This is a genomic window from Rhodococcus sp. HNM0569, from assembly GCF_012726205.1.
GTDB lineage: Bacteria > Actinomycetota > Actinomycetes > Mycobacteriales > Mycobacteriaceae > Rhodococcus_F.
Genome location: NZ_JAASAE010000001.1, coordinates 137599 through 153930 on the forward strand (window position 1 = coordinate 137599; position 16332 = coordinate 153930).

Consider the following 16332-nt stretch of genomic DNA (forward strand, 5'->3'; position numbering starts at 1 on the left):
TCAGTGCCTCTTCCGCTGTCGCTTCCCGGTCGGTCGCGCACCCGGGGCGGGTGCCGCGCCGCCGCGGCGCTGCTCGGCGCCTGCCGTGACCGGACGGGCCGCCGAGCGTGCGGCGCCGGTGGTGTCCGTCGCGCCCGCGGGAACCCCCTGCGCCGCGGCTTCGCGCTTGGCGAGCACCTTGCGGGTGTGCTTCGCGACGGGGCCCCACTTCTCCTTGAGCGTCACGAGCAGTGGAGTCGCGAAGAAGATCGACGAGTAGCAGCCGACGAGGATGCCGACGAACTGCACGAGCGCGAGGTCCTTGAGCGTGCCGACGCCGAGCATCCACACGGCGACGACCATCAGCGCGACGACGGGCAGCACGCTGATCAGCGACGTGTTGATCGATCTCATGAGGGTCTGGTTGACCGCGAGGTTCGCCTGTTCCGCGTAGGTGCGGCGGTTGAGGTGCAGGATGCCGCGGGTGTTCTCCTCGACCTTGTCGAACACGACCACCGAGTCGTAGAGCGAGAACCCGAGGATCGTGAGCAGGCCGATCACCGTGGCAGGCGTGACCTCGAACCCGACGAGCGCGTACACGCCCGCGGTGACGATCATGTCGAAGAACAGCGCGGCCAGCGCGGCCAGCGCCATGTCGCGTTCGTATCGGATCGTGATGTACACGCTGACCAGGACGAGGAACACGAGGAGCGCGATGATCGCCTTCTGCGTGATCTGGCCGCCCCAGGTCTCGCTCACGTCGGCGACGCTGATCGCCGTCGGACTCGCGACGCCGTCGGACCCGGTGGGCTCGAAGGCGTCGAACAGCGCGTTCTGCAGCGCCGTCACCTGGTTCTGGTCGAGTGCCTCGGACCGGATCTGCACCGTGGCGCCCGCGCCCGACCCGACCGTCTGCACGGCCTCCGGTTCGGTGCCGATCGCCTGCGCGTACACGTCTTCGACCTGGCTGGTGTCGATGTCGCTGCTCGCCGGGAACTGGATGCGCGAGCCGCCCTCGAAGTCGATACCGAGCGTGAATCCGCGGATCGCGATGCCCGCAATCGCGATGAGCACGATTGCGCCCGTCACGAGGTACCACATGCGCCGTCGGCCGACGATCTCGAACGCTCCGGTGCCCGTGTAGAGCCGCGACAGCAGACCGTGCTGCGGCGTGGTGGCGGTGTCGTCGTGTCGCGCCGTCGGCGCGCTCGAGCCGCTCATGCCCTGTTCTCCTTCGTGGCCGAGTTCTCCTGCGTTGCCGATGCACTCGCCGCGGCTCCGGTGCCCGCCGCGACCTTGCGCTCGCGCGCCACCTGCTGAATGGCGCCGAGCCCGTTGACGCTCGGCTTGCCCCAGAACGGCGACCGGGACGCGAGGAGCACGAGCGGCGCGGTGACGAGGAACACGACGACGACGTCGAGGATGGTGGTGAGGCCGAGGGTGAACGCGAACCCGCGCACCTGACCGACCGCCAGGACGTACAGCACCGCCGCAGCGATGAAGCTGACCGCATTGCCGGACAGGATCGTGCGGCGTGCACGCTGCCAGCCGCGGGGAACGGCGGAGCGGAAACTTCGGCCCTCACGGATCTCGTCCTTGATGCGTTCGAAGAACACGACGAACGAGTCGGCGGTCATACCGATACCGATGATCAGACCCGCGACGCCCGCCAGGTCGAGGGTGAAGCCGATCCAGCGCCCGAGCAGCACCATGATCGCGTAGACCGCGACGCCGGAGAAGATGATCGAAATCATCGTCAGGACGCCGAGGAGCCGGTAGTAGAGGAAGCAGTACAGCCACACCAGCACGAGACCGACGGCACCCGCGACGAGGCCCGCCTGCAGCGACGCCAGGCCGAGGGTCGCCGACACCGTCTCGGCCTCCGACGACGCGAACGAGAGCGGCAACGAGCCGTACTTGAGGGTGTTGGCGAGTTCGGACGCCTGGTCGGCGCTGAAGTTGCCGGTGATCGAGGTGGCGCTGCCCGCGGGCGTCGCACCCTGGACGACGGGTGCGCTCACGACCTTCGAGTCGAGGGTGAAGGCGGCCTGCTTGCCGATGTTCTGGGCCGTGAACGCGGCCCACGTGTCGCTGCCCTCGGACTTGAACTCGAGGCTCACCTCGTGCTGCGAGGACTGCGAGTTGAAGCCGGACGTCGCGTTCGCGATCTGCTGGCCGTCGATGATCGACGGTTCGAGCAGGTACACGGTGCTGCCGTCGGTCGAGCACGCGACGAGCGGCAGCGCCGGGTCGTCGTTGCCGCGCAGCGGGTCCGGAGCCGAACAGTCGATCGTGGCCATCGCCTGCTGGAGCACGACGGGGTCGGTGCTCTGCCGTGTCTCCCGCGCCGCCGCGATCTCCTGGGCCGCCTGGTCGCTGTCGGCGCTGTCGGAGTCGGTGTCACCGGCGTCGACGGGCGAGCCTGCCGGGGCCTGCTCGGTGGGCGCTGCCGGTTCACCGGGTGGCACCGGTCCGCCGGACGGATCCTGCGCCAGGAACGGCCGATTCTGCGGCTGCGGGGCCTCGGCCGGAGTCTCCTCCGCAGGCGCCTGTTCGGTCGGCGACTGCTCGGCGGGTGCACCGTCGGCCGGCGCCTGCTGCGCGGCACCGGGAGCGGGTGCGGCCTGCATGTTGGCGACCGGGCGGATGTACAGGCGTGCGGTCTGCCCCAGCGAGCGCGCCTGTGCGCCGTCGTCGCCGGGCACCGTGATCACCAGGTTGTCGCCGTCGATGACGACCTCGGAGCCGGAGACGCCGAGACCGTTGACACGCGTCTCGATGATCTCCTGCGCCTGCCGCAGGCTGTCCTCGGACGGCGTGCTGCCGTCGGGAGTGCGGGCGGTGAGGGTGACACGCGTGCCGCCCTGCAGGTCGATACCGAGCTTCGCTTCGGGCGACTTGTCGCCGGTGAAGAACACCAGTGCGTACAGCGCTGCCACGATCACCGCGAATAGGGTGAGCAGGCGACCTGGACGCACCGTTCCAGAAGAAGGTGCCACGGTCTGCTTTTCTCCTCGTTACATCTGGACGGACGCGGGACGGTCACCGGCCTGGCGCGACCGGCAGCCGACGACGCGGCGGCGAAACGAATGCCCGACCCGCAGCGGGCGGTGACACACGCATTCCCCGCACGACGACACCGTGCCACGGATGCGGCACGGTGTCGCGGACGGGTTCAGTTCTTGTCGGGTTCGGGACGCGGCTGCACTTCGCCGTCGAGCACGACCTCGCCTGCCGACGCCCGGTCCTGCTCGGCGTTCTCCTGCTCGACGTCGTCGCTCACCCGCTCGCGCACGACGAGCCGCGACCACGTGGTGATCACGCCTGGCGCGATCTCGAGGTCGACGGTGTCGTCCGCGAGGCCGGCGACCGTGGCATGCAATCCGGCGGTGGTGACGACGCGGTCGCCCACCGACAGCGAGTCCTGCAGCGACGCGGTCTTCGCCATCTCCTTCTTCTGCCGCCGGATGCCGAGGAACATCGGCACCAACAGCACGAGAATCAGAAGCGGAAACAATAAGTCCATCGGAAAGTCAACCTCGGGATCGTCTCGAGTTTTCGGCTACGCCGATTCAGGTTTGAACCCACGCAATACACCAGTGTGCCATTACCCGCAGGTGAGGCGGAGCCCTCGCCCGGGTTCGGCCGGTTAACCGGCAGGCCCGCGCCGCTGCGATTCGTCCGGTTCGAACAGCGGATCCTGCTCGCCGGGGGCGGTGTCCTCGTGCACGCGCACGCCGACCGCGGTGCCCGCGTCCCGCGGCGGGGAGAGCCCAAGCCGGGTCCACGCCGCGGCCGTCGCGACACGCCCGCGCGGTGTGCGGGCGACCAGCCCGGCCCGCACCAGGAAGGGCTCGCACACCTCCTCGACCGTCGACGACTCCTCGCCCACGGCGACGGCGAGCGTCGACACACCGACGGGGCCCCCGCCGAAGCTGCGGACCAAGGCGCCGAGCACGGCGCGGTCGAGCCGGTCGAGGCCCAGGTCGTCGACGTCGTAGACCGCGAGCGCGGCGCGGGCGACGGCGACCGTCACGACGCCGTCCGCACGTACGTCGGCGTAGTCGCGGACGCGGCGCAGCAAGCGGTTGGCGATGCGGGGTGTGCCGCGCGAGCGGCCCGCGATCTCGTGCGCGGCGTCGCCGTCGAGCGCGACACCGAGGATGCCCGCCGAGCGCACCAGGATGCGCTGCAACTCGTCGGGCTCGTAGAAGTCCATGTGCGCGGTGAACCCGAACCGGTCGCGCAGCGGACCGGTGAGAGCGCCCGAGCGGGTGGTGGCGCCGACGAGAGTGAACGGCGCGACCTCGAGCGGAATGGACGTCGCGCCCGGGCCCTTGCCGACCACGACGTCGACCCGGAAGTCCTCCATCGCGAGATAGAGCATCTCCTCGGCAGGCCGCGCGATGCGATGGATCTCGTCGATGAACAGGACGTCGCCCTCCACGAGATTGCTGAGCATCGCGGCGAGATCGCCCGCACGCTCGAGCGCCGGGCCCGACGTGAGCCGCAACGACGACCCGAGTTCGGCGGCGATGATCATCGCCATGCTGGTCTTGCCGAGGCCGGGTGGCCCCGACAGCAGAATATGGTCGGGAGACGTGCCGCGCATGCGTGCCCCACCGAGCACGAGTTGCAGTTGCTCGCGCACCCGCGGCTGCCCGACGAAGTCGTCGAGCGAGCGCGGCCGCAGACTCGTCTCGAGGTCGCCGTCGCCGGACACGAGCTCGGCGCTCATCGGCGACGACTCGAACGCGTCGTGCTCCTCGGCGGTCATCGCGTCTTCCCGAGCAGCGACAGCGCCGAGCGCAGCGCCGCCGCGGTCTCGGCGTCGGGATTCTCCGCGAGCACCGTGTCGGTGGCCTGCTCGCCCTGCTTGAGCGTGAAGCCGAGCCCGGTCAGGGCGTCGACGATCTGCTCGCGTACCGCCCCGGACGTGCCTGCCGCGGGCACCTGGTCGGCGGGCGCCACCACCGCGTCGACCTTGTCGCGCAACTCGACGACGAGCCGCTCGGCACCGCGCTTGCCGATGCCGGGCACCCGAGTGAGCGCGGTGACATTGCTCTCGGCGAGTGCGGTGCGCAGCGCGTGCGGTTCGAGGACCGCGAGGATCGCCATCGCGAGCCGCGGCCCGACTCCGGACACGGTCTGCAGCAGACCGAACAGGTCGCGCGACTCGGCGTCGGCGAAGCCGTACAGCGTCATCGAATCCTCGCGCACGATCATCGACGTGACGAGCCGGACGTCGGCCCCGCGCGAGAGAGTGCCGAGCGTCGCGGGCGTCGCGTTGACGCGATATCCGACCCCGGACGCCTCGATCACCACGTGGTCGAGGCCGATGTCGAGCACCTCGCCCCGCACGGACGCGATCATCGTGAACCTGCCTTCCTGGTCGCAGCCAGGCGAGCCTGGTAGCGGCGTTTCTGCTCGGCCGCGGCGGCCTCGGCACGGGCCATCCGTTCGAGCATCGGAGCACGCCAACAGTGGCAGATCGCGAGCGCGAGCGCATCGGCCGCGTCGGCCGGGCGCGGCGCACGTTCCAGCTTCAGGATGCGGGTGATCATGGCGGTGACCTGAGGCTTGTCTGCCGAGCCGTTGCCCGTGACGGCGGCCTTGACCTCACTCGGCGTGTGGAAGGCGACCGGAATGTTGCGACGCGCCGCGGCCAGCGCGACGACACCGCCCGCCTGCGCGGTGCCCATCGCGGTGCGCACATTGTGTTGCGCGAACACGCGCTCGACGGCCACCACGTCGGGGTGGAACTCGTCGAGCCACTGCTCGGCCGCGTCGGCGACGAGCACGAGTCGACGGGCGAGATCGAGGTCGGTGGGCGTGCGCACGACGCCCACGTCGACCGGAGCCACCGCGCGGCCCGAACCGCCGTCGACGACGCCCCATCCGCATCGGGTCAGACCGGGATCGACCCCGAGCACTCGCACCGTGACACCTTCCGCCGCCGAACAACTGTTCGACACCCTAGCGGCCGGTGCGGACACGCGAGCGCATCGACACGCAGCCGCGACACGGTTCGAGCTCTGCTAGTCGTCGAGTTCTGCCAGAACCTCGTCGGACACGTCGACATTGGTGTAGACGTTCTGGACGTCGTCCGAGTCCTCGAGTGCGTCGACGAGCTTGAACACCTTGCGCGCGCCGTCCGCGTCCACCGGCACCTCGACCGAGGCACGGAAGTCGGCATCCGCCGAGTCGTAGTCGATGCCGGCCTCCTGCAGCGCGGTGCGCACCGCGACGAGGTCGGTGGGCTCGCTCACGATCTCGAACGACTCACCCAGATCGGTGACCTCCTCGGCGCCTGCGTCGAGCACCGCGGCGAGCACGTCGTCCTCGCTCTGCCCGTTCTTGTCGAGCGTGACGACGCCCTTTCGAGTGAAGAGGTAGGCGACGGATCCGGGGTCGGCCATGTTGCCGCCGTTGCGCGTCATCGCGGTGCGCACCTCGCCCGCCGCACGGTTGCGGTTGTCGGTGAGGCACTCGATGAGCACGGCGACGCCGTTGGGCCCGTAGCCCTCGTACATGATCGTCTGGTAGTCGGCGCCGCCTGCTTCCTCGCCGCCGCCGCGCTTGCGCGCGCGCTCGATGTTGTCGTTCGGAACCGACGACTTCTTGGCCTTCTGGATCGCGTCGTACAGCGTGGGGTTACCCGCCGGGTCGCCACCGCCCGTCCGAGCCGCCACCTCGATGTTCTTGATCAGCTTCGCGAAGGCCTTGCCGCGCTTGGCGTCGATCACAGCCTTCTTGTGCTTGGTGGTGGCCCATTTGGAGTGGCCGCTCATGCGATTGGTGCCCCTTTCTGGTGCGTACGGCAAGCCGAATGCACTTGATTACCAGCTTGTGCGATGTTACCCGCCGACGTAGCGACTGCCACACACGTCCTGGGCACTCCCGTCGCCCACAGTTTCCACTGTGACGGTTGTTCGCATACAATGCGAACATGTTGATACGCGTCGACCCCGGCTCCGCGACTCCGCTCGCGGCGCAGATCGCGGCATCCATCCGCGGCGACCTCGCCCGCGGCGCGCTCGCACCGGGCGATCGGTTGCCGTCGGCGCGCGCGCTCGCCGACTCGATCGACGTCAACCTGCACACGGTGCTGCGCGCGTACGCCGCATTGCGCGACGAGGGCGTGATCGACCTGCGGCGAGGCCGCGGCGCCGTCGTCCGTGCGGACGTCACCGCGGAGCGCGTCGCGCTCGCCGACGCGGCCGACCGCTTCGTCGCACGAGCGCGCCGGCTCGGGCTCAGCCCCGACGACATGGCCGACCTGGTGCGCGACGCCGCACGCCACGCCCCACTCCCGTCCGATATCGAAACCGAGGAACCGACATGACCCCTCCCCCCGTCGCATCCCGCCTCGTGGCCGCGGCCGCGATGACCGGCCTGCCCCTCGTCGCGCTCGTGGTCGCTCGTGTCGTGGCGGGCGACCGCGTCCCCGGCACGCTCGCGGTGCACTGGAGCGGCACGCGACCCGACCGCTTCACGGCGGCCACCACGATGTTCTGGACGTGTCTCGGCATCGCCCTGGTGGCCACCGCGGCCTCGGTGCTCGTCGCGGCGTCTGCCGCCCGCCCCTGCACCGGGCGGCGCCGTCCCGATGCGGCGTTGTGGATGCCCGGCGCGGCCCTGGTGTCGTGGCTGTCGGCCACCGTGTGGATCATGAGCGCGATCGTCACGGCGCGCGCGTCCGCTCCCGAGGATGCCCGCATGTCGGCGTGGATCGTGTTGCCGCTCCTCGCTTTCGCCTGGGCGGGCGCGGTGTACGCGCTGCTGCCCCGCACCGCGATGCCGGACTCGGCAGGCGCCGACGTTCCCACTCTCGATCGTCCGCTGCAGCCGGGCGAACGCGCGTCGTGGCTCGCCCGGGCAGGCTCACCGTGGGCGCTCGGGGGTGCGGCGGTCCTGACCGCCGCCGCAGTCGCCGCAGCCCTGCTCGGCCAGTGGTGGGTCGCCGCTCCGCTACTCGTGATCGCGCTGGTCGGCACCGCGTTCTCGTCGGTCACGGTGCGCGTCGACCGCGCGGGGCTGTCGTTGTCGTCGTGGGGTGTGCGCTGGCGCCGGATCCCGCTCGACGACATCTCGTCGGCCGACGTGATCGCGATCGTGCCGGTGCAGTGGGGCGGGTGGGGTTACCGGTGGACGCCGCGTGGCACGGCCGTGGTCCTGCGCGGCGGCGACGCGCTGGCCGTGCACCGGTTCAGCACCGGCCGGCTGTTCGCGGTCACTGTCGATGCGCCGGAGGGCGGCGCGGCCCTGCTCAACGCACTCGCCGCGGCCCGGGACAGCGGCACCCGGCAGTAGCCGCCCACAGGACTACTGTGCGTCGCGCACCATGTCGACGAAGAGTTCGTGGACGCGGCGGTCGCCGGTCACCTCGGGGTGAAAGGACGTCGCGAGGACGTTGCCCTGACGTACCGCGACGATCCGACCCGCGGCCTCGCCTGCGGTGTCGGGGACGGTCGCGAGCACCTCGACGGCGTCGCCGACGCGTTCGACCCACGGCGCGCGGATGAAGACGGCGCGCACCGGGTCGCCGACGATGCCGTCGAAGTCGAGGTCCGTCTCGAAGGAGTCGACCTGACGGCCGAATGCGTTGCGGCGCACCGTCATGTCGACGGCGTCGAGGTGTTCGGCGTCGGGCCGGGTGTCCAGGATGCCACTCGCGAGCAGGATCATGCCCGCACACGAGCCGTACGCGGGCATGCCGTCGGCGAGACGCGCGCGCAGCGGGGTGAGCAGGTCGAAGATGCGCAGCAACCGGCTCATCGTGGTGGATTCGCCACCGGGGAGCACGAGCCCGTCGACCTTGTCGAGTTCCTCGGGTCTGCGGACCCCGATCGCGTCCGCACCCGAGTCCTGCACCGCGGCGACGTGTTCGCGGACGTCGCCCTGCAGCGACAGCACCCCGATCAGGGGGCGTGGGTGCGATCGGGTCATGCGGAGGGTCCTGTCTGCTCGGGGGCGGGCCGCTCGCCGGGGTCTCGCGCGAGACGCTGCAGTCCTTCCTGGACGACCGCGGCCACCATGTTTCCGTCGGCATCGAACATACGCCCCTGGGTGAGGGCACGACCGAAGCCGGCCGAGGGCGACGTCTGGTCGTAGAGCAGCCACTCGTCGGCACGGAACGGGCGCAGGAACCACATCGCGTGGTCGAGTGACGCGGTCTGTGTCTCGATGTCGCCGTGCGGCACCTTCGACGCGCCGAGCAGCGTCATGTCGCTCAGGTACGCGAGCGTGCAGATGTGCAGCACCGGATCGTCGGGCAGCCGGTCGCGATACCGGATCCACACGCGCTGCTGCGCCGCGAGCCCGGGAAGTTTCACGGTGTCCTCGTCGGGCACCTTCCGCAGGTCCCAGTTCTTCCATTCCTGGTACATCGGCAGTTGCGAGAGTTCGGGGACGTCGCGCGCATCGGGCAGCGCGTCGGCGGGCGGGACCGCGGGCATGCGGTCCTGGTGCTCGATGCCCGCGTCGCCGACATGGAAGGACGCAGACATCGTGAAGATCGCCTCGCCGTCCTGCACACCCGTGACGCGGCGGGTCGCGAACGAGCGGCCGTCGCGGACCCGGTCGACGAGGAACACCGCGGGAATGCCGGGGTTTCCGGGACGCAGAAAATATCCGTGCAGCGAGTGCACGGCGAAGCGCTCGTCGACGGTGCGTACCGCCGACACCAGCGCCTGCCCGGCGACCTGGCCGCCGAACGTGCGTTGCAGCATCGTCGGATGCACCGAACCGCGGTAGATGTCGCGTTCGAGTCGCTCGAGCTCGAGGATCTCTTCGATACCGGCCACTCGGCCCTCCTGCTTCGATGTTCGCCGTACGTACGGCTGCCCTGCTCGGTTGCCGCGGTGGTGCAGGCAGCCTATCGAGCGGCCGGGTGCTGCGGGCACGATGACGGCATGGCGTCGTTCACCGCGGTCACCCCCACTCGTCTCGTCGACGCCGTCGTGCGCCGCTGCGACGCCGTTGCCGGTCGCGTGATCATGACGGTCGACGGTGCGGACGCTGCGCACCCGGTGGCGTTCGCCACCGAGGTCGTCCGCGGGGTGCGCGAACGCGGGCGACCGGCTGACGTCGTCGACCTGCACGACTTCGTGCGCCCGGCCTCGCTCCGCCTCGAGCACGGCCGCGAGGACGAGATCAGTTACCGCACAGCGTGGTTCGACTATGCCGCGCTCGCGCGCGAGGTGATCGACGCGCTGCACGTGCACGGGCGGTGGCTGCCGCGGCTGTGGGACGAGCGACGCGACCGCTCGGCGCGCGCACGCGTGCAGTCCGCCGCGGACGACCACCTACTCGTGGTCGCCGGGCCGATGCTCGCGGGCCGCGGACTCGACGTCGACGTGTCGGTCGTGCTGCGCATGAGCGAAGGCGCACTGCGCAGACGCACCTCAGCCGAGGATGCATGGACGATCCCGGCGCTGCTCGCGCACGTCCCGGCCGAAGCCGCCGACATCCTGGTGCGCTACGACCATCCGGATCGGCCCGCCATGGCGTCCCGCTGAGGTCCCTCGCGCACGCGTCAGGATCGTGGCGTGCGGGTGAGCCCTTCCTGCACGACTGCGGCCACGAGCGTGCCGTCGCGCGTGAAGAGGCGGCCCTGGGTGAGGGCACGACCGAACCCGGCCGACGGCGACAGCTGGTCGTAGAGCAGCCACTCGTCGGCACGGAACGGCCGCAGGAACCACATCGCGTGGTCGAGCGAAGCCATCTGTACCGGGTCCTCGAGATGCGGCACACGCGACGTGCCGAGCAACGTCATGTCACTCATGTACGCGAGGGTGCACACGTGGAAGACCGGATCGTCGGGCAGGTCCTCGCGCGAACGGAACCACACCTGCTGGTGAGCCGCCGACCCACCGAGCGGCGGCACGTCGCGGCGGGGCACGACCCGCAGGTCCCAGTCGGCCCACTCCGACGCGAGCCAAGCGTCCTCGGGATCGGTCGACTCGTGGACCGGGACGACGTCCTCGGGCACCGGCGCCTGCGGCATCCGGTCCTGGTGTTCGATGCCCGAGTCGCCGACGTGGAAGGACGCCGACATCGTGAAGATGGCCTTGCCGTCCTGGATCGCACTGACACGGCGGGTGGCGAACGACCGACCGTCGCGGATGCGGTCGACGAGATACACGATCGGCATCGCCGGATTGCCCGGCCGGAGGAAGTAGCCGTGCAGCGAATGCACCCGATACTGCGTGTCGACCGTGCGCACCGCGGCACCGAGGGACTGGGCGGCGACCTGACCACCGAAGGTGCGCTGCAGCGTGGTCGCCGTCGCGCGGCCCCGATAGATGTCCTTCTCGAGTCGCTCGAGTTCGAGGATCTCGGTGATCGTGGTCGCCACTACCGTCCTTTCCTGCCCCCGTCCCGTCGCACCCGTCGGTCGCCGGCTGTCACCAGCCGCGTTCGGCGAGACGGTGCGGCTGCGGGATGTCGTCGACGTTGATGCCGACCATCGCCTCGCCGAGACCGCGCGAGACCTTCGCGAGGACGTCGGGATCGTCGTGGAAAGTCGTGGCCTTGACGATCGCGGCCGCGCGCTCGGCCGGATTGCCCGACTTGAAGATGCCGGAGCCGACGAACACGCCCTCGGCGCCGAGCTGCATCATCATCGCCGCGTCGGCGGGCGTCGCGATGCCGCCTGCGGTGAACAGCGTGACGGGAAGCTTGCCCGCCTTGGCGACCTCGACGACGAGGTCGTACGGCGCCTGCAGCTCCTTCGCCGCGACGTACAGCTCGTCCTCGGGCAGTGACGTGAGGCGGCGGATCTCCTGGCGGATCTTGCGCATGTGCGTCGTGGCGTTCGACACGTCGCCGGTGCCCGCCTCGCCCTTCGATCGGATCATCGCCGCGCCCTCGTTGATGCGACGCAGGGCCTCGCCCAGGTTGGTGGCACCGCACACGAACGGCACGGTGAACGCGAACTTGTCGATGTGGTTGTCGTAGTCGGCGGGCGTGAGCACCTCCGACTCGTCGACGTAGTCGACACCCAGGCTCTGCAGAATCTGCGCCTCGACGAAGTGGCCGATACGGGCCTTCGCCATCACGGGGATCGAGACGGCGGAGATGATCCCGTCGATCATGTCCGGATCGCTCATGCGGGACACGCCGCCCTGTGCGCGGATGTCCGCGGGCACGCGCTCGAGCGCCATGACGGCCACGGCACCCGCGTCCTCGGCGATCTTCGCCTGCTCCGGGGTGACGACGTCCATGATGACCCCGCCCTTGAGCATCTCGGCCATGCCGCGCTTGACGCGGGCGGTGCCGGTGGTGGACGTGGACTCTGGGGTGCTCACAGCAAACTCCTGATGGGATGTCGTACGGGGTTCGTGACCCCGCTGGACGGGATGCGGGCCCCGCGGGATCGAGGTGCGGACGTGACCGTGCACGTACACGCCGCACGTCCGATTCTAGGCCGACCGCGCCGAGCGAGCCGTAACCAGTCCGCACGTGCCGGACTGGACCGGTCCGCACCCGAGGCGACCGACCCGAGCGCGCACACTCATGCGACCGGGCGCACCTCGGGCGTGCGCGTGCCGTCCGCGACCGCGACAGCCTCGTCCAGACAGTCGGCGAGGTCGCGCGGGTACACGGTCTCGCCTGCCGCGGCGAACGCACGCATGGTCTCGGCGTCGCACCAGCGCACGTCGCTGATCGCGCTCTTCTCGACCTCGGTGTAGCCGTCCGCACTCGGCTCGAAGCCCGCGGTGCGCAGCGCGAAGAACAGTTCCTCCGACCGGATCAGCGTGCCGTTCCACGAGAACACCGCGACACGACGCCACATCGGCCCGGCGAGATCCCGCGCGGCCACGACCTGCCCGGTCTCCTCGGCGATCTCGCGCACCGCGGCCTCGCGCAGGCTCTCGCCCTTCTCCACCGCACCGCCGACGGTGAACCAGAACGGTGGGCTCGCACCTGCCGGGTCGGCACCACGCAGCAGCAACACCCGGTCGTCCGTGTCGAGCACGACGACGCGCGCCGACGTGCGCGTCACATCCGGGGTCGATGCGGTGGTGGGCGCGGTGCGCTCGGCTATCTCGAAGTAGGTGGGCAGCGGCGCCGTGCCGCCGAGATGCAGCCATCGGACGAGGCGGCGGGTGCGCAGCGCGAGGGTGTCGCGGACCGCGTCGTTGTGGAAGCGTCGCGCGATCAGCACGCGCGCTTCCGCATCCGCGAGCTCGGCGACGAGCTGAGGACGCAATCGTTCGACGTCGACCCCGGACAACGCCGCCGACAGGGCGTTCTCGGCGCGTTCGCGATCGACGCGGTCCGCACGCTCTGCGGTGTCGGCGAGGGTCGCGAGGGGTTTGCCGTCGTGTGCCGGGAGGGTCGCGGCGAGCGCACGGACCACCGCCGCCCGCCGCGCGAGCGCCGAGTCGAGCGACTGCCACGACAGATCCGAACGCACGTGCAGGCGGTCGAGGCGGTTCGCGGTGCCGTACGCCCACAGACCGACCGCGAGCACGACCGCCGCGACCAGCGACAGGACGAGGATCGTGAGCGCGGACAGGGTCACGTGCGCACCTCGCGGATGCGTACCGCGCGGCCGCCGACGGTGACGGTCTCGTACACGCGCAGGATCTGCTCGGCGACGACCGGCCAGTCGTACTCGCCGACGACCGCCTGTGCGCCCGCCTCGAGCTCACCGCGCCACTGGGCGTCGGACAGCACCCGATCGAGTGCGGCTGCGAGCGCGGCGGCGTCGCCGACCGGGACGAGCGCACCCGCCTTGCCGTCGCGCAGCACCCGGCGAAAGGCGTCGAGCTCGCTGGCGACGACGCAGGTGTGCGCGGCCATCGCCTCGACGAGCACGATGCCGAAGCTCTCCCCGCCCAGGTTCGGCGCGCAGTACACGTCGGCGCTGCGCAGCGCCGACGCCTTCTCCCGGTCGGTCACCTGGCCGAGCAGTCGCAGGTGTCCGCGCAGGCTGCCCGCCTCGCGCAACAGCCGGTCCTCGTCGCCGCGGCCGATCACGAGCACCTCGAGGTCCGGATGGCGTCGCACGAGCTCCGGCAGCGCCCGCAGCAGTACCGCCATCCCCTTGCGTGGCTCGTCGTAGCGGCCGAGGAACGCGATGGTGCCGCCCGCGCGGGGATATCCCGGCAGCGGCGGCGCGTCGGCGAAGGACGGCACGTCGACGCCGTTGGGGATCTCGACGGCGTCGGAGCCGAGCGATTCGACCTGCCAGCGGCGCGCGAGTTCGGATACCGCGATGCGTCCGCTGATCTTCTCGAGATACGGCTGCAGCACGTTCTGGAACGTGCTGAGCACGAGCGACTTCGTGGTCGACGTGTGGAAGGTCGCGACGATCGGGCCGTCGGCGAGGCGCAACGCGAGCATCGACAGGCTCGGTGCGTTCGGTTCGTGGATGTGCAGGACGTCGAAATCGCCCGACGAGATCCAGCGGCGCACGCGGTTGCTCGCGGCGGGCGTGAAGCTCAGTCGCGCGACCGACCCGTTGTACGGGATCGGGACGGCGCGGCCCGCGGACACGACGAACTCGGGGAGCAGGGTGTCCTCGGAGGCGGGTGCGAGAACGCTCACGTGGTGACCGCGTTCGATCAGCACGCGTGCGAGGTCGACGACATGGGCCTGCACTCCTCCCGGCACGTCGAGCGAGTACGGGCAGATCATCCCGATCCTCATCGCTCACCTGCTCGCTGCTCGCCGGTCCCCTGTTCGCCGGTCCCCTGTTCGCCGCGGCGCGACTCTCCCATGCGTTCGAGCCGCGCGTCGGAGAGGTCCGAAAGCCACAACGGTTGCAGCATGTGCCAATCCTGCGGGTGCGCAGCGATGTTCGTGGCGAATCGGTCGGCGAGTGCCTGCGTCGCGACGTCCACGCCGTGCGCGACGTCGACGGGAGCGTCGACCGAGAATCCCCAGCCGTCGTCGGTGAACCAGCAGTGCACGGGCAGCAGGGCCGCACCGGTGTCGACGGCAAGTTTCGCGGGCCCCGCGGGCATCCGGGTCGGTTCACCGAAGAAGGTGACGGGCACGCCCTTGCGCGCCAGATCGCGTTCGCCGAGCAGGCACACGATGCGCCCGGCGCGCAGCCGGTCGGCGAGCTGCGGGAACGGCGGCGCCTCGCCGCCGGAGAGCGGGAAGATCTCGAAGCCGAGGCTTTCGCGGTAACGGACGAACCGCTGGTAGAGCGACTCGGGCTTCAGCCTCTCGGCGACGGTGGTGAACCCGCCCCACCGCTGGGCGCACCACACGCCCGCCATGTCCCAGTTGCCGCTGTGCGGCAGCGCGAGAATCGCCCCGCGGCCCTCCGCCATCGCTTTCTCGAGGTGATGTTTGCCCTCGATGCGGTCGTCGAGAGCGCGTGCGGTGGCCACGAGATCCATCGACGGCAGCCGGAAGGCTTCGCGCCAGTACCGCGCGTACGAGCGCACCGAGTCGCGGATCAACTCGTCGGGCACGTCCGCGGGGGTGGTGCCGAGCACCCGCGCGAGGTTCTTGCGCAGCTGCTCGGGTCCGCCGCCGCGCACCGCCAGGTCGGCGCCCCGATCGAACAGGGACACCGCGAGCTGCTCGGGCAGCGCCCGGACGACCCGCCAGCCGGCCGCGTACCCGAGATCGGTCGCACGGTCGGTCAACGCACTCATCGCCCGGTCTCCCCGCTTCCCTCGTCCGGTCCACCGTCCTGCGGTCCGTCGTCTTCCGGCCGCTCCGAGTCTGGCTCGGGTGCGGCGGCCGTCATCGGCAACAACTCCCGCGCGCCCGGCGCGCGGCGCACCGCGACGACCCGCTGGAAGACCGTCACGATGCTGCCGACCGCGAGGATCCACATCGCGACGTGGATCGCCCAGTCGACGCCGAGACCCGTGAATCCGGCTCCGACGAGCACGATGATCAGCCGGTCCGGCCGCTCGATCCATCCGCCGTCGGCCGAAAGGCCGCTCGCTTCGGCACGGGCCTTGGCGTACGAGATCACCTGCGAGGTGACGAGACACACGAGCGTCGCCACGAGCAGCAGCTTGCTGTCCTCGTGGTACACGGCCCACCACGCGAGACCCGCGAAGATCGCGCCGTCGGCGACCCGGTCACACGTCGCGTCGAGCACCGCCCCGTACTTGGTGCCGCCACCCCGCGCCCGCGCCATCGCGCCGTCGAGCATGTCGAACATGACGAACAGCCAGATCCACATCGTGCCCCAGAACAGGTGCCCGCTGGGGAACAGCGTGACCGCACCGGCGACCGACGCGACGGTGCCGATCACGGTGACGGCGTCCGGCGTCAGCCCCGTCTTGACCAGCGCCCGACCCAGCGGCGCGGTCACCTTGGACACCGACGCGCGCCCGAAGAAACTCAGCACCCCGCGCCCCCCGTGTCGCC

The 16332-nt window shown here is 70.6% G+C and carries 18 protein-coding genes; 3 read left to right on the forward strand and 15 right to left on the reverse strand.

Annotated elements, in window-relative coordinates:
- The 7 genes from secF to HCA44_RS00655 all read right to left on the reverse strand — a co-directional run bounded on the left by secF (window position 1) and on the right by HCA44_RS00655 (window position 6770).
- Complete coding sequence (gene secF, locus HCA44_RS00625; protein ID WP_169646610.1) at window positions 1-1200, reverse strand: protein translocase subunit SecF; 1200 nt, start codon at window positions 1198-1200, stop codon at window positions 1-3.
- Window positions 1197-2978, reverse strand: a complete 1782-nt coding sequence (secD, locus tag HCA44_RS00630; RefSeq protein WP_169646611.1) for a protein translocase subunit SecD — start codon at window positions 2976-2978, stop codon at window positions 1197-1199. The genes secF and secD overlap by 4 nt, the downstream gene beginning before the upstream one ends.
- A 176-nt stretch (window positions 2979-3154) precedes the next feature.
- Window positions 3155-3505 carry a preprotein translocase subunit YajC gene (gene yajC / locus HCA44_RS00635; RefSeq protein ID WP_169646612.1) on the reverse strand — a complete coding sequence of 117 codons (351 nt, stop codon included), beginning with the start codon at window positions 3503-3505 and terminating at the stop codon, window positions 3155-3157.
- Window positions 3506-3628: 123 nt separating this feature from the next.
- A complete protein-coding gene (gene ruvB / locus HCA44_RS00640) occupies window positions 3629-4756 on the reverse strand; it encodes a Holliday junction branch migration DNA helicase RuvB (protein ID WP_169646613.1) in 1128 nt (375 codons plus the stop codon).
- The gene (gene ruvA / locus HCA44_RS00645) at window positions 4753-5352 is read right to left on the reverse strand and encodes a Holliday junction branch migration protein RuvA (protein WP_169646614.1); all 600 of its coding nucleotides are present in this window, start codon (window positions 5350-5352) and stop codon (window positions 4753-4755) included. The genes ruvB and ruvA overlap by 4 nt, the downstream gene beginning before the upstream one ends.
- On the reverse strand, window positions 5349-5918 hold the full coding sequence (gene ruvC, locus HCA44_RS00650; protein ID WP_169646615.1) for a crossover junction endodeoxyribonuclease RuvC: 570 nt from the start codon (window positions 5916-5918) through the stop codon (window positions 5349-5351). The genes ruvA and ruvC overlap by 4 nt, the downstream gene beginning before the upstream one ends.
- A 99-nt stretch (window positions 5919-6017) precedes the next feature.
- Window positions 6018-6770: a YebC/PmpR family DNA-binding transcriptional regulator gene (locus HCA44_RS00655; RefSeq protein ID WP_169646616.1), complete on the reverse strand. Its 753-nt coding sequence runs from the start codon at window positions 6768-6770 to the stop codon at window positions 6018-6020.
- Window positions 6771-6928: 158 nt separating this feature from the next.
- On the opposite strand from HCA44_RS00655, the gene HCA44_RS00660 reads away from it, so the two are divergent.
- The gene (locus HCA44_RS00660; protein WP_169646617.1) at window positions 6929-7324 is read left to right on the forward strand and encodes a GntR family transcriptional regulator; all 396 of its coding nucleotides are present in this window, start codon (window positions 6929-6931) and stop codon (window positions 7322-7324) included.
- On the forward strand, window positions 7321-8292 hold the full coding sequence (locus HCA44_RS00665) for a hypothetical protein (RefSeq protein ID WP_169646618.1): 972 nt from the start codon (window positions 7321-7323) through the stop codon (window positions 8290-8292). The genes HCA44_RS00660 and HCA44_RS00665 overlap by 4 nt, the downstream gene beginning before the upstream one ends.
- A 12-nt stretch (window positions 8293-8304) precedes the next feature.
- Here HCA44_RS00665 and pdxT read toward each other — a convergent pair whose 3' ends face one another.
- Window positions 8305-8928: a pyridoxal 5'-phosphate synthase glutaminase subunit PdxT gene (gene pdxT / locus HCA44_RS00670; RefSeq protein WP_169646619.1), complete on the reverse strand. Its 624-nt coding sequence runs from the start codon at window positions 8926-8928 to the stop codon at window positions 8305-8307.
- Complete coding sequence (locus HCA44_RS00675; RefSeq protein WP_169646620.1) at window positions 8925-9785, reverse strand: acyl-CoA thioesterase II; 861 nt, start codon at window positions 9783-9785, stop codon at window positions 8925-8927. The genes pdxT and HCA44_RS00675 overlap by 4 nt, the downstream gene beginning before the upstream one ends.
- 108 nt (window positions 9786-9893) lie before the next feature.
- Here HCA44_RS00675 and HCA44_RS00680 point away from each other — a divergent pair, with 108 nt between their 5' ends.
- The gene (locus tag HCA44_RS00680; protein ID WP_169646621.1) at window positions 9894-10499 is read left to right on the forward strand and encodes a hypothetical protein; all 606 of its coding nucleotides are present in this window, start codon (window positions 9894-9896) and stop codon (window positions 10497-10499) included.
- Between the two features lie 17 nt (window positions 10500-10516).
- Here HCA44_RS00680 and HCA44_RS00685 read toward each other — a convergent pair whose 3' ends face one another.
- The 6 genes from HCA44_RS00685 to pgsA all read right to left on the reverse strand — a co-directional run bounded on the left by HCA44_RS00685 (window position 10517) and on the right by pgsA (window position 16312).
- Window positions 10517-11338 carry an acyl-CoA thioesterase II gene (locus HCA44_RS00685; protein ID WP_169646622.1) on the reverse strand — a complete coding sequence of 274 codons (822 nt, stop codon included), beginning with the start codon at window positions 11336-11338 and terminating at the stop codon, window positions 10517-10519.
- 49 nt (window positions 11339-11387) lie between these two features.
- Window positions 11388-12290, reverse strand: coding sequence for a pyridoxal 5'-phosphate synthase lyase subunit PdxS (gene pdxS / locus HCA44_RS00690; RefSeq protein ID WP_169646623.1), 903 nt, complete (start codon window positions 12288-12290; stop codon window positions 11388-11390).
- A 206-nt stretch (window positions 12291-12496) separates the two neighbouring features.
- Window positions 12497-13510: an NUDIX domain-containing protein gene (locus tag HCA44_RS00695; RefSeq protein WP_169646624.1), complete on the reverse strand. Its 1014-nt coding sequence runs from the start codon at window positions 13508-13510 to the stop codon at window positions 12497-12499.
- The gene (locus tag HCA44_RS00700; RefSeq protein ID WP_169646625.1) at window positions 13507-14640 is read right to left on the reverse strand and encodes a glycosyltransferase family 4 protein; all 1134 of its coding nucleotides are present in this window, start codon (window positions 14638-14640) and stop codon (window positions 13507-13509) included. The genes HCA44_RS00695 and HCA44_RS00700 overlap by 4 nt, the downstream gene beginning before the upstream one ends.
- Entirely contained in the window at window positions 14637-15602 is a 966-nt protein-coding gene (locus tag HCA44_RS00705) for a phosphatidylinositol mannoside acyltransferase (protein WP_169646626.1), read from the reverse strand. Before HCA44_RS00705 ends, HCA44_RS00700 begins: the two co-directional genes overlap by 4 nt.
- Window positions 15599-16312 (reverse strand): phosphatidylinositol phosphate synthase, encoded by a 714-nt coding sequence (gene pgsA / locus HCA44_RS00710; protein ID WP_169646627.1) that lies wholly within the window; start codon window positions 16310-16312, stop codon window positions 15599-15601. Before pgsA ends, HCA44_RS00705 begins: the two co-directional genes overlap by 4 nt.
- Window positions 16313-16332 lie beyond the last annotated feature (20 nt).

What these genes read in the sequence shown, in the direction of transcription:
- secF (WP_169646610.1), bottom strand. Translation starts at nt 1,200, where the DNA reads ATGAGCGGCTCGAGCGCGCCGACGGCGCGACACGACGACACCGCCACC.
- yajC (WP_169646612.1), bottom strand. Translation starts at nt 3,505, where the DNA reads ATGGACTTATTGTTTCCGCTTCTGATTCTCGTGCTGTTGGTGCCGATG.
- ruvB (WP_169646613.1), bottom strand. Translation starts at nt 4,756, where the DNA reads ATGACCGCCGAGGAGCACGACGCGTTCGAGTCGTCGCCGATGAGCGCC.
- ruvA (WP_169646614.1), bottom strand. Translation starts at nt 5,352, where the DNA reads ATGATCGCGTCCGTGCGGGGCGAGGTGCTCGACATCGGCCTCGACCAC.
- HCA44_RS00655 (WP_169646616.1), bottom strand. Translation starts at nt 6,770, where the DNA reads ATGAGCGGCCACTCCAAATGGGCCACCACCAAGCACAAGAAGGCTGTG.
- HCA44_RS00660 (WP_169646617.1), top strand. Translation starts at nt 6,929, where the DNA reads ATGTTGATACGCGTCGACCCCGGCTCCGCGACTCCGCTCGCGGCGCAG.
- HCA44_RS00665 (WP_169646618.1), top strand. Translation starts at nt 7,321, where the DNA reads ATGACCCCTCCCCCCGTCGCATCCCGCCTCGTGGCCGCGGCCGCGATG.
- pdxT (WP_169646619.1), bottom strand. Translation starts at nt 8,928, where the DNA reads ATGACCCGATCGCACCCACGCCCCCTGATCGGGGTGCTGTCGCTGCAG.
- HCA44_RS00680 (WP_169646621.1), top strand. Translation starts at nt 9,894, where the DNA reads ATGGCGTCGTTCACCGCGGTCACCCCCACTCGTCTCGTCGACGCCGTC.
- HCA44_RS00700 (WP_169646625.1), bottom strand. Translation starts at nt 14,640, where the DNA reads ATGAGGATCGGGATGATCTGCCCGTACTCGCTCGACGTGCCGGGAGGA.
- HCA44_RS00705 (WP_169646626.1), bottom strand. Translation starts at nt 15,602, where the DNA reads ATGAGTGCGTTGACCGACCGTGCGACCGATCTCGGGTACGCGGCCGGC.